The sequence below is a fragment of the Streptomyces sp. NPDC004284 genome, assembly GCF_042874035.1.
Classification (GTDB): Bacteria; Actinomycetota; Actinomycetes; order Streptomycetales; family Streptomycetaceae; genus Streptomyces.
Map to the genome: position 1 here is coordinate 1 of NZ_JBIAMJ010000001.1, position 11,926 is coordinate 11,926.

Below are 11,926 nucleotides of genomic sequence, written 5' to 3' on the forward strand. Positions count from 1 at the left end.
CCGACGTCCGGGATCCGCCACGGCTCGGAGCCGTTGGCCAGGTAGCCGTCGGAGAGCAGGAAGACCGGGGTGCGGTAGGTGAGCGCGATCCGGGCGGCCTCCAGGGCCGCGTCGAAGCAGTCCGCCGGAGTGCGCGGGGCCACGACCGGGACGGGGGCCTCGCCGTTGCGGCCGTACATCGCCTGCAGCAGGTCGGCCTGCTCGGTCTTGGTGGGCAGGCCGGTGGAGGGGCCGCCGCGCTGGATGTCGACGATCAGCAGCGGCAGCTCCAGGGAGACCGCGAGCCCGATCGTCTCGCTCTTGAGCGCCACCCCGGGGCCGGAGGTGGTGGTGACGGCCAGTGAGCCGCCGAAGGCCGCCCCCAGCGCGGCGCCGATGCCGGCGATCTCGTCCTCGGCCTGGAAGGTGCGCACGCCGAAGTTCTTGTGCCGGGACAGCTCGTGCAGGATGTCGGAGGCCGGCGTGATCGGGTACGAGCCGAGGTAGAGGGGCAGGTCGGCCTGCCGGGAGGCGGCGATCAGCCCGTAGGAGAGGGCCAGGTTCCCGGAGATGTTGCGGTAGGTGCCGGTGGGGAAGGCCCGGGTGGCGGGGGCGACCTCGTAGGAGACGGCGAAGTCCTCGGTGGTCTCGCCGAAGTTCCAGCCGGCCCGGAAGGCGACGATGTTGGCCTCGGCGATCTGCGGCTTCTTGGCGAACTTGGTTCGCAGGAAGGCCTCGGTGGCCTCGGTGGGCCGGTGGTACATCCAGGACAGCAGTCCGAGCGCGAACATGTTCTTGCTGCGCTCGGCCTCCTTGCGGGAGAGCCCGAAGTCCTTCAGGGCCTCCAGGGTCAGGGTGGTGAGCGGCACGGGGTGGACCCGGTAGCCGTCGAGGGAGCCGTCCTCCAGGGGGGAGGTGGTGTAGCCGACCTTGGCCATGGCGCGTTTGGCGAATTCGTCGGTGTTGACGATGATCTCGCCGCCGCGGGGGACGTCGGCGATGTTGGCCTTGAGGGCGGCGGGGTTCATGGCGACCAGGACGTTGGGGGCGTCGCCGGGGGTCAGGATGTCGTGGTCGGCGAAGTGGAGCTGGAAGGACGAGACGCCCGGCAGGGTTCCGGCGGGGGCGCGGATCTCGGCGGGGAAGTTCGGCAGCGTGGAGAGGTCGTTCCCGAAGGACGCCGTCTCCGAGGTGAAGCGGTCACCCGTGAGCTGCATGCCGTCACCGGAGTCACCCGCGAAACGGATGATCACCCGGTCGAGCCGGCGCACTTCCTTCTCGGTGCCGTGGCGGGGCGTCGCCGGGGCGCTGCGCTGCTCCCCGACCAGGGCCTCACCGGCCTCGCTACTGACCTGGCTGGTCACTGAACTGGACCTCCCTCGCGGCAAGGGGACTCTCCGCCGGAGGCGGGGAGAAGGCTCGGGGTGCGGCAGGCGGCTCCCGTGTGGAGATCACCTACCGTCCCGAGGCCCACCCTACGACGGTAAGGGGGGCCTTCCCGGGACTTCTCGCATCCTGGACCTCTTTTTGAGACGCCCTCTTGCCCTGAATCGTCACGTTCTGTCGCCACCCGGAGTGTTCCGGAAAGTCTGGTTCCGCCTCATCCCTTGGGTCTAGGACCAGGTTATCTGACAGAGTGTCAGATGATCAGGACTTCAGGTACGTCAATACCGCGAGAACCCGGCGGTGGTCGCCGTCGCTGGGGGAGAGGCCCAGCTTCAGGAAGATGTTGCTGATGTGCTTCTCGACCGCGCCGTCGCTCACGACCAGCGCTTTCGCGATCGCCGAGTTCGTCCGGCCCTCCGCCATCAGACCCAGGACCTCCCGCTCGCGGGGAGTCAGGTTCGCGAGGACGTCCTGCTGACGGCTCCGGCCGAGCAGCTGCTGCACGACCTCCGGGTCCAGGGCCGTACCGCCCCCGGCCACCCGTACGACCGCGTCCACGAACTCGCGGACCTCCGCGACGCGGTCCTTGAGCAGGTACCCCACGCCCCGGCTGGAACCGGCCAGCAGTTCGGTGGCGTACTGCTCCTCCACGTACTGCGACAGCACGAGCACCCCGAGGCCGGGGTGCTCCTTCCGCAGCCGCACCGCCGCCCGGACGCCCTCGTCGGTGTGCGTCGGCGGCATCCGTACGTCGGCCACGACCACGTCCGGCAGCGCGCCCTCGCTCGCGAGCCCCGCCACCGTCTCCACCAGTGCCTCGCCGTCCCCGACCCCGGCGACGACCTCGTGCCCCAGATCGGTCAGAAGCCGGGTCAGCCCCTCCCGGAGCAGTACGGAATCCTCGGCGATGACCACCCGTACCCGCCCCGCCACGTCCTGCACACTCACGTTCTGTCCCGCCCCATGCTCGGTGATCCGCTGGAACCCCAGCATGGCATTCGCGGGCCCCCGGCGGGGCGCGGCCCGCGACGGGCGCGGTCCGGAGCTACGCCCGCCAGGGCAGTTCCACCGTCACCGTCGTGGGCCCGCCGGCAGGGGAGTCCACCGCCAGGACCCCGTCCACCGCGCCCACCCGCTCGGAGAGCCCTGCCAGACCGGACCCCCCGCCGCTGCCGTCGGAGACGCCCGCGCCGCCCACGCCGTCGTCCCGTACCTGGAGCATCAGGCGGTCACCGGTCCGCCACACGTCCACCCAGGCGCGCCGGGCGCCCGAGTGGCGGGAGACGTTCTGGAGGAGCTCCGAGACGGTGAAGTACGCGATGCCCTCGATCGCGGGCACCGGCCGGGTCGGGAGGTCGACGTCCACGGAGACCGGGACGGAGCAGCGGGAGGCGACCGCCGAGAGGGCCGCGTCGAGGCCCCGGTCGGTGAGGACCGCGGGGTGGATGCCCCGGGCGAGGTCGCGCAGTTCCTGGAGGGCGAGCTTGACCTCGCCGTGCGCCTCGTCGACGAGGACGGCCGCCGCCTGCGGGTCCTGGGCCAGCTTCTCCTTCGCGAGCCCGAGGTCCATGGCGAGCGCGGCGAGCCGGGCCTGTGCGCCGTCGTGCAGGTCGCGCTCGATGCGTCGCAGGTCGGCGGCGGCGGTGTCGACGACCACGCCCCGGTCGGACTCCAGCTCGGTGACGCGCGAGGCGAGGCGCGACGGGCCGAGGAGCCCGGAGACGAGGAGCCGGTCGACGGAGACCAGCCCGCGCAGCACCCACGGTCCGATGAGGACGAACACGAGCCCGATCAGGCTGGTCACGGCGATCTCGAAGGGCGCGTCGAGGTAGAAGGAGTGGGTCGCGTCGCCGTACAGCTGGATCCCGTCCTGCCCCACCCACGTGGGGAAGACCCACTGCCACAGCGGGTACGTGAAGAGGCTCCAGCCCCAGGAGAACAGCGCCACGGTCACCGAGAAGGAGAAGACGGCCCACGGCATGTGCAGGACCGCGTACAGCAGGTGCCGCCACGACGCGCCGCTCTTCAGCATGGCCCCCATCCAGGAGAACGCCCCGCCGGTCCGCCCGCGCACCGGCTCCGGCGCCGCCACGTCGAGGTCGAGCAGCCCGCGCGCCCGGGCCCGCTCCACCGCGCCGAAGCCCCGGCACATCCCGAGCGCCCCGGCGAGGATCGGCACGCCGAGGAAGGTGATGAGCAGTCCCGTACCGGCCGAGACGAAGGAGACGGAGAGCGCGAACCACAGGACGCTCAGCGGCAGCCCGATCAGCACGTACAGGAAGGCGCGCCAGGTGCGGGCCTCGAACGGCGCGCGGATCGCGGCGGGGAGTCGACGGGACGCCATCACGGTGTTCCTTCTCTGCTGGGAGGGGCGGGCGGTACGTGTTCCAGGGTTCCGTTCCGCGCCCCGCCGGACCATGAGGAAGGTCGGCGTCTAGGGGCGGGGGTTTTCCCTACCTGCGTTCACCGGGTGGGCCGGGACCGCCACGGCAGCTCCGCCGTGACCGTCGTCGGACCGCCCTCGGGGGAGTCCAGGACGAGCAGCCCGTCGACCGCGCCGAGCCGCTCCGCGAGCCCCGCGAGCCCCGTACCGCCGTCGAAGCGCGCCCCGCCGGCCCCGTCGTCCGCGACCTGGAGCATCAGCCGGTCGCCGGCCCGCCACACCTCCACCGAGGCGGACCGGGCACGCGCGTGCTTCGAGACGTTCTGGAGGAGCTCCGACACCGTGAAGTACGCGATGCCCTCGATGGCCTCCGCCGGCCGCTCCGCCAGGTCCACGTCCACCTTCACGGGCACGGTGCAGCGCGCGGAGACGGAGGACAGGGCGGCGCTCAGGCCCCGGTCGGTGAGGACCGCCGGGTGGATGCCCCGGGCGAGGTCCCGCAGTTCCTGGAGGGCGAGCTTCACCTCGCCGTGCGCCTCGTCGACCATCGCCGCGGCGGCCTCCGGGTCTTCGAGCAGCTTCTCCTTCGCGAGGCCGAGGCCCATGGCGAGGGCCACGAGCCGGGCCTGCGCGCCGTCGTGCAGGTCGCGCTCGATGCGTCGCAGGTCGGCGGCGGCGGTGTCGACGACCACGCCCCGGTCGGACTCCAGCTCGGCGATCCGCCGCTCCAGCTCGTCGGAGGGCGAGAGCAGCCCGCGGACCATGGCCCGGTCGCAGTACGACAGGCCGTAGGTCAGGAACGGCAGGACGGGCCAGAGGACGACGAGCGAGACCAGGGAGACGGTGAACGTCAGGATCCCCCAGGGCAGCCGGATCAGCCCGTACAGCTGGGTCCGCCAGGCCACCGGGTCCTTCAGCGTGGACCACAGCCAGCCGAGGAAGCCGCCGCGCGAGGGCAGCGGGGACGGCTCGGCGATCTCCACGCCGAGCAGCGCCCGGGCCCGCGCCCGCTCCGACCGGCCGATGAGGCGGGCGCCGCTGAGGCCGAGGGCGAGCAGCGGCAGCCCGACGACGGTGACCGCGAGGCCCACGCCGAGCGCGACGCTGACGACCGCGTAGACGAAACCGGCCAGTGCCGTGAACAGGTTGGAGAGGAGGAAGGCGACCTCTTTCCAGGTCTCCTTCCCGTAGGCGAACCGCAGCGGCGGACGGGGGGCCTCCGAGGAGCCGGAGGACTCGACGGGATCAAGATCGACGCTCATGGTCCCCAGACTGCCGGTCGGGGAGGGTGCGACGCCATGGGGGAGGTGGGTGAGCGGAAGGGGGGGCTATCCCCACCCGGCCGGGGCCCGGCCGAGCCACCCGCGACTGCTTACGGTCCCTTTAGCAGGGCCTAGACTCGCGTCCGTACAGAAGTGACTCATGAGACACCGAGACCGAGGGGCGGACGTGCGGGAACCGACCGTTGTCGCGGCCGACGCGGCGGACTACTTCCAGACGTACTCCGTCGTCGGCCTGCTCGCCGTCGTCGGCGTGCTCTTCGTCGCCGTGGCGTTCGGCGCCGGCCGGCTGCTCAGGCCCGTCGTGCCGACGCCCGAGAAACTCCTCACCTACGAGTGCGGCGTCGACCCCGTGGGGGAGGGCTGGGCCCACACCCAGGTCCGGTACTACGTGTACGCCTTCCTCTACGTCATCTTCGCCGTCGACTCGATCTTCCTCTTCCCCTGGGCGACGGTCTTCGCCGCGCCCGGCTACGGCGCCACGACCCTGGTCGAGATGTTCGTCTTCCTGGGCTTCCTCGCCGTGGGACTGCTCTACGCATACAAGAAGGGCGTCCTGACATGGACGTGACCCCGCTCCCCGCCCCGAAGCTGGGAACGCTCGCCCGGCTCGCCCCCGAGCCGATGAAGGTGGTCCTGAACTGGGGCCGCCGCTACAGCCTGTGGGTCTTCAACTTCGGCCTCGCCTGCTGCGCGATCGAGTTCATCGCCGCGTCGATGGCCCGGCACGACTTCATCCGGCTCGGCGTGATCCCCTTCGCGCCGGGCCCGCGCCAGGCCGACCTGATGATCGTCTCGGGCACGGTGACGGACAAGATGGCGCCCGCCGTGAAGCGCCTGTACGAGCAGATGCCCGAGCCGAAGTACGTCATCTCCTTCGGCGCCTGCTCGAACTGCGGCGGCCCGTACTGGGACTCGTACTCGGTGACGAAGGGCGTCGACCAGATCATCCCGGTCGACGTGTACGTCCCCGGCTGCCCGCCGCGCCCCGAGGCCCTCCTCCAGGGCATCCTCAAGCTCCAGGAGAAGATCGCCCGGGAGAGCCTGGCGGAGCGGTACGCGACCGCCGCCACGGTCTCCCAGCTGACGAGCCCGCTGACGCCCCCGCCGGGAGGCCGGGCATGAACGCGTACGACTCCCTCCCCGGCTCCGTGACGGAGATCTTCGGCGAGGAAGCGACGGCGGAGCAGGCGTACGACCTGCTGACGGTCGACGTCCCGCCGGCGGCCTGGCTCACGGCCCTCGAGACCGCCCGCGACGAGCTGGGCTGCACCTTCTTCGACTGGCTGAGCGCGGTGGACGAACCGGGCACGGGCTTCCGCGTGTGCGCGCACGTCGTCTCCCTCGCCGGCCACCCCCGCCGTCTCCTCCTCCGTACGACGGTCCCGCACGACGCCCCCGTCCTCCCGACGGCGACCGGGGTGTACGCGGGCGCGGGCTGGCACGAGCGCGAGACCCACGAGATGTTCGGCGTGGCCTTCGAGGGCCACCCGCACCTCGTCCCCCTCCTCCTCCCCGAGAACTTCGAGGGCCACCCCCTCCGCAAGGACTTCGTCCTCGCCGCCCGGGTCGCCAAGGCCTGGCCGGGCGCCAAGGAGCCGGGCGAGTCCCACGACGGCGGCGGCCCCAAGCGCCGCCAGATGCTCCCGCCGGGCGTCCCGGACCCCAACGAATGGGGCCCCCTCAAGGGCCAGCTCCCCCCTGCCCCCACCCGCCCCGCCCGCGCCACCGCCGGCGACCGCCCGGCCCGCCGCACCCGCTCGGCCACAGAAGGCTCGGCAACCCAGCCCACCCCCGCCACCCCGGAGCCGACCACCCCGGCCCGCCGCACCCGCACAGCCTCCGAGGGCTCGGCGAGCCAGACGGCCCCGGCGGCCCCGGAGACCTCGGCGTCCTCGGAGCCGGGGGCTCCGGTACGTCGTTCCCGCTCGGCCGCCGAGGGTTCGGCGAGCCAGGCGGCCCCGGCACCGGACGCGTCCACGGACACCTCGGCCCCCTCGGCCCGCCCGCCGCGCCGCTCCCGCTCGGCGGCCGACGGCTCCGTGAGCCAGGCGGCCCCGGCGGCCCCGGAGGCGCCGGACACGGACGCCTCCGCGCCCCGCGCGACGGCCGCCACCCCGCGTACCCGCAGCTCGGACGCCCCCTGGCACCACGCCCGCCCGGCCTTCGACGAGGATTCGGCGGCGCCGGAGCCCGCGAGCCCGGCGGCACCGGAACCTTCGGCCGAGGCCGCGGCCGAGGGGGCCGAGCCCCCGGCACCGGGACCAGCCGCCCCGGCGGACAGCCCCGGCCCGGAGGAGGCTCCGGCGCCTGAGCCGGCCGCGCCGGCGGACGCCCCCGAGCCGGAGGCGCCCGGCGCCGTCCGTGCCGCTGAAGACACCCCCGCCGAAGGCGGACCCGCTGAGCCGCCCGCCGGGCGGGACGGCGCCGATGCACCCACCGACCCCGCCGGAGGCGATCCCGCGTGAACGACGTACTCGACGTCGCCCTCCGGCTGCTCGTCGTCTTCGTGTGCTTCCTCGTGCTGCCGCTCGTGGTCGGGCAGACGGAGCACAAGGTCATGGCGCACATGCAGGGCCGGCTCGGTCCCATGTACGCGGGCGGGTTCCACGGCTGGGCGCAGCTCGTCGCCGACGGCGTGAAGTTCGCGCAGAAGGAGGACGTGGTCCCGAAGGAAGCGGACCGGCGGATCTTCCAGCTCGCGCCGGCCGTGGCCCTGCTCCCGTACCTGCTGGTGCTCGTCGTGATTCCGATCGGGCCCGGTGAGGGAGCCGTCGGTCAGGTCGTCGACGCGGGCATCTTCTTCGTGCTGGCGGTGATGGGCGTCGGCATCCTCGGCAGCCTGATGGCCGGCTGGGCGTCCGCGAACAAGTTCTCGCTGCTCGGCGCCCTGCGGACGGCCGCCCAGCTGCTCGCGTACGAGCTGCCGATGCTGCTCGCCGCCGCCTCCGTCGCGATGGCGGCCGGCACCGTGTCCCTGCCCGGCATCCTGAACGCCTTCGAGTGGTGGTGGGTGCCCTGGCAGATCATCGGCGCGCTGGTGTTCTTCGTCGCGGGGCTCGCCGAGCTCCAGCGGCCCCCGTTCGACATGCCGGTCGCCGACTCGGAGATCATCTTCGGCGCGTACACGGAGTACACCGGTCTCCGCTTCGCGCTGTTCCTGCTCGCCGAGTACGCGGGCATCGTCGTCCTCAGCGGTCTCACCACCGTCCTCTTCCTCGGCGGCTGGCACGGCCCCATGGGCGCCGACGGCCTCGGCTGGGTCTGGACCCTCCTCAAGACGGCCGTCCTGGCCTTCGTGGTGATCTGGCTGCGGGTGAGCTACCCGCGCCTGCGCGAGGACCAGCTCCAGAAGCTCGCCTGGACGACCCTCGTCCCGCTCGCGCTCGCGCAGATCGCGCTCACCGGCATCGTGAAGGTGGCGATCCAGTAATCATGGCTCCGATCCCCGGCTCCGGCCTCGCCAAGGGCCTCGCCGTCACCCTGCGCACGATGACGAAGAAGACCGTCACCGCGCAGTACCCGGACGTGCAGCCCGAGCTGCCGCCCCGCACCCGCGGGGTCATCGGCCTGTTCGAGGAGAACTGCACGGTCTGCATGCTCTGCGCCCGTGAGTGCCCCGACTGGTGCATCTACATCGACTCCCACAAGGAGACGGTGCCGCCCGCCGCCCCCGGCGGCCGTGAGCGCAGCCGGAACGTCCTCGACCGCTTCGCCATCGACTTCTCGCTCTGCATGTACTGCGGGATCTGCATCGAGGTCTGCCCCTTCGACGCGCTGTTCTGGTCGCCCGAGTTCGAGTACGCGGAGACCGACATCCACGAGCTCACCCACGAGCGCGACAAGCTCCGCGAGTGGATGTGGACGGTCCCCGAGCCGCCCGCGCTCGACCCGCGCGCGGAGGAGCCGAAGGAGATCGCCGCGGCCCGCAAGGCGGCGGAGAAGGCGGCCGCCCAGGCCGCCGCCGAGGCCCAGGCCGCCGCCGAGGCCGCCCAGGAGGACCAGCAGTGACCCTCGCAGCACAGAGCGCCGGCTTCCTCTCGCCCACCGGCGTCGAAGTCGCCTTCCTCCTCGTCGGCCTCGCCACCCTCGGCGCCGCCCTCGTCACCGTCACCACCCGCCAGCTGGTGCACGCCGCCCTCTGGCTGGTCGTGGCGCTCGGCGGGCTCGCCGTCGAGTACCTCCTCCTGACCGCCGAGTTCATCGCCTGGGTCCAGGTCCTGATCTACGTCGGTTCCGTCGTCGTCCTCCTCCTCTTCGGTCTCATGCTCACCAAGGCCCCCATCGGCCGCTCCCCCGACGCCGACTCCGGTAACCGGCCGGTCGCCCTCGCCGTCGCGCTGACCGCCGCGGCCGCCCTCGTCTGGGTCGTCGTCGACGCGTTCCGCACGACCTGGATCGACCTCGACGGACCCGCCCAGGGCTCCACGGACGTGACCGGCGAGATCCTCTTCCAGCACTGGGTGCTGCCCTTCGAGGCGCTGTCGGTCCTGCTGCTCGCCGCCCTGGTCGGCGCGATCGTCCTCTCCCGGAAGAAGAAGGAGGACGAGAGCTGATGCACCTCGCCTACCCGGCCGTCCTCGCCGCCCTCCTCTTCGCCGTCGGCCTCTACGGCGTCCTCGCCCGCCGCAACGCGATCCTGGTCCTGATGTCCGTCGAGCTGATGCTCAACGCCGTCAACCTCAACCTGGTCGCCTTCGACGTCTGGCTCCGCGACACCCTCCACGCCGGCCAGGCCCTCACCCTCTTCACCATCGCCATCGCCGCCGCGGAGATCGGCATCGGTCTCGCGATCGTCCTGATGGTCCACCGCAACCGCGGCACCGCGGACATCGACCGGCTCCGCGACACCAGGGAACAGCCGGCGGCCGAGGAACAGCCGTCCGCCGAGGAGAAGGCCGAGGCCGCCGCGTGACCACGACCACCCTCGCCGTCCTCGTCCCCCTCCTCCCCTTCCTCGGCTCCGCCGCCGGACTCCTGCTCGGCCGCACCGCGCCCGGCTTCGTCCGCCCGCTGGCCGTGCTGCCGACGCTCGCCGCCGCGGTCCTGGCCGTCGTCGTCGCCGCCCGCCAGGGCGGGGGCAGGGCGATCGACGCCGCCACCGAGCTCACCCCGACCGGCTCGATCCCCATCGACCTGAGCCTCTCCATCGACGGCTTCGCCGCCCTCGTCGCCGTCCTCGTCTGCGTGGTCGCGACCTGCGTGCAGATCTACTCGACCGGCTACCTCCGCGACGACCCGCGCTACCCCTCGTACGCCGCGCTCGTCTCCCTCTTCACCTCCGCCATGCTGCTCGTCGTCTACTCCGGCGATCTGATGGTGCTCCTGGTCGGCTGGGAGGTCATGGGCATCTGCTCGTACTTCCTCGTCGGCCACTACTGGGAGACCCCCGAGGCGCGCTCCGCCTCCCTGAAGGCCTTCCTCGTCACCAAGCTCGGCGACGTCCCCTTCCTCATCGGTCTCTTCGCGCTCGCCACCGACGCGGGCACCTTCCAGATCAGGGGCGTCCTCGGCGCCGTCGCGAGCGGCGGCCTCGACCACCCCACCCTGATCGCGCTGCTGCTGCTCGCCGGCGTCGCGGGCAAGTCCGCGCAGTTCCCGCTGCACACCTGGCTCCCGGACGCCATGGCCGGCCCCACCCCCGTCTCCGCGCTCATCCACGCGGCGACGATGGTCGCCGCCGGCATCTACTTCGTCGCCCGGCTGCTGCCCGTCTTCGCCGCCTCCGCCGCCGCGATGACCGTGCTCGCCGTGATGGCCGCGATCACGATGGTCGGCTCGGGGCTCGCCGCGCTCGCCCAGGACGACATCAAGCGGGTCCTCGCCTACTCGACGATCGGCCAGCTCGGCTACATGGCCGGCGCCCTCGCCGTCGGCGACCGGGGTGCCGCCGTCTTCCACCTCCTCTCGCACGCCGCCTTCAAGGCGCTGCTCTTCCTCGCCGCCGGCGCGGTCATCCACGCCGCCGGTACGAACTCGCTCACCGCCATGTCCCGCATGAGCGGCCTCGCGAAGCGCATCCCCGACGCGTACTGGACGATGACCGTCGCCCTCCTCGCGCTCGCCGCGATCCCGCCCTTCGCCGGCTTCTTCTCCAAGGAAGCCGTCCTCGTGGCCGCCGAGCACACCGCCCTCGGCGAGCGGGACGTCGCCCCCGCCGGGGCCGGCTGGATCGTCCTCGTCGCCGGACTGCTCACGGCCCTGCTGACCGCCGCGTACGCGCTCCGCCTCTGGCTGCGGACCTTCCGCGGCCGCGGCGCCGAAGCCCCCGATCACGGCCGTCAGCCGATCGCCATGACGAGCGTCCTGTGGGTCCTCGCGATCCCCTCCCTCGGATTCGGTCTGACCGTCACGTACCTCGACGACTGGTTCGACGGGCACCCCCTCACCCCGACCCTGACCACGGCCGTCCTCGGCACGGGCCTCGCCGCCGCAGGAGCCGTCATCACCTACGCGGTCTGGCGCACCCTCGCCGCCCGCACCCCGGTCACGGCCCCCGTCCCGCACGTCGCCCACCCGGACGCCGAGGCGGGCCAGGTCGAGGCCGAGGCGCTGCACCTGCCGCACCCCGCCGAGGACCCGGCCGACCCCGGCCGCGCCCTCCTGGGGCCGCTGCACGGCGCCGCCGCCGACGGCTTCCACCTGGACGCCGTCTACCGGGCCGCCTTCGTCCGCCCCGTACTCGCCGCCGCCTCCCTGGTCCGCTTCCTGGACCGCGAGGTCGTCGACACGTACGTGAGCGCCGCGGGGAACTCCGCCAAGGGGCTCGGCTGGCTCGTCCGCCGCGCCCAGACCGGCAACGTGCAGACCTATCTGAGCGCCCTGCTCGCCGGCTCCGTCGTCCTGGCGATCGTCGCCGTCGCCCTCGCCAACGCCGCCGGAGCGTGACCCGTGATCG

General features: G+C 72.8%; 12 protein-coding genes. 8 read left to right on the forward strand and 4 right to left on the reverse strand.

The window, feature by feature from the left end; genetic code table 11:
* From ACFYUS_RS00005 to ACFYUS_RS00020, 4 genes are all read right to left on the reverse strand, one after another.
* Window positions 1-1,343: 2-oxoacid:acceptor oxidoreductase family protein (locus ACFYUS_RS00005; protein WP_388843962.1), on the reverse strand; the 1,343-nt coding region annotated here is incomplete at its 3' end.
* Between the two features lie 283 nt (window positions 1,344-1,626).
* A complete protein-coding gene (locus ACFYUS_RS00010; protein WP_388845917.1) occupies window positions 1,627-2,298 on the reverse strand; it encodes a LuxR C-terminal-related transcriptional regulator in 672 nt (223 codons plus the stop codon).
* Between the two features lie 112 nt (window positions 2,299-2,410).
* Complete coding sequence (locus ACFYUS_RS00015; RefSeq protein ID WP_388843964.1) at window positions 2,411-3,709, reverse strand: sensor histidine kinase; 1,299 nt, start codon at window positions 3,707-3,709, stop codon at window positions 2,411-2,413.
* A 119-nt stretch (window positions 3,710-3,828) separates the two neighbouring features.
* Complete coding sequence (locus tag ACFYUS_RS00020; protein WP_388843966.1) at window positions 3,829-5,010, reverse strand: sensor histidine kinase; 1,182 nt, start codon at window positions 5,008-5,010, stop codon at window positions 3,829-3,831.
* Between the two features lie 160 nt (window positions 5,011-5,170).
* Between ACFYUS_RS00020 and ACFYUS_RS00025 the strand changes: the two genes are divergently transcribed.
* Genes ACFYUS_RS00025 through ACFYUS_RS00060 form a run of 8 tightly spaced genes read left to right on the forward strand, consistent with a single transcriptional unit; the run spans window position 5,171 to window position 11,916 of the window.
* Entirely contained in the window at window positions 5,171-5,599 is a 429-nt protein-coding gene (locus tag ACFYUS_RS00025) for an NADH-quinone oxidoreductase subunit A (RefSeq protein ID WP_174518279.1), read from the forward strand.
* Window positions 5,590-6,153: an NADH-quinone oxidoreductase subunit B gene (locus ACFYUS_RS00030; RefSeq protein ID WP_388843967.1), complete on the forward strand. Its 564-nt coding sequence runs from the start codon at window positions 5,590-5,592 to the stop codon at window positions 6,151-6,153. The genes ACFYUS_RS00025 and ACFYUS_RS00030 overlap by 10 nt, the downstream gene beginning before the upstream one ends.
* Window positions 6,150-7,496, forward strand: coding sequence for an NADH-quinone oxidoreductase subunit C (locus ACFYUS_RS00035; RefSeq protein ID WP_388843969.1), 1,347 nt, complete (start codon window positions 6,150-6,152; stop codon window positions 7,494-7,496). Before ACFYUS_RS00030 ends, ACFYUS_RS00035 begins: the two co-directional genes overlap by 4 nt.
* A complete protein-coding gene (locus tag ACFYUS_RS00040) occupies window positions 7,493-8,461 on the forward strand; it encodes an NADH-quinone oxidoreductase subunit H (protein WP_388843971.1) in 969 nt (322 codons plus the stop codon). The genes ACFYUS_RS00035 and ACFYUS_RS00040 overlap by 4 nt, the downstream gene beginning before the upstream one ends.
* A gap of 2 nt (window positions 8,462-8,463) precedes the next feature.
* The gene (locus ACFYUS_RS00045) at window positions 8,464-9,039 is read left to right on the forward strand and encodes a NuoI/complex I 23 kDa subunit family protein (RefSeq protein ID WP_388843973.1); all 576 of its coding nucleotides are present in this window, start codon (window positions 8,464-8,466) and stop codon (window positions 9,037-9,039) included.
* A complete protein-coding gene (locus ACFYUS_RS00050) occupies window positions 9,036-9,584 on the forward strand; it encodes an NADH-quinone oxidoreductase subunit J (protein ID WP_388843975.1) in 549 nt (182 codons plus the stop codon). The genes ACFYUS_RS00045 and ACFYUS_RS00050 overlap by 4 nt, the downstream gene beginning before the upstream one ends.
* Window positions 9,584-9,943: an NADH-quinone oxidoreductase subunit NuoK gene (nuoK, locus tag ACFYUS_RS00055; protein ID WP_388843976.1), complete on the forward strand. Its 360-nt coding sequence runs from the start codon at window positions 9,584-9,586 to the stop codon at window positions 9,941-9,943. Before ACFYUS_RS00050 ends, nuoK begins: the two co-directional genes overlap by 1 nt.
* Entirely contained in the window at window positions 9,940-11,916 is a 1,977-nt protein-coding gene (locus ACFYUS_RS00060; protein WP_388843978.1) for an NADH-quinone oxidoreductase subunit L, read from the forward strand. Before nuoK ends, ACFYUS_RS00060 begins: the two co-directional genes overlap by 4 nt.
* Window positions 11,917-11,926: the final 10 nt, after the last annotated feature.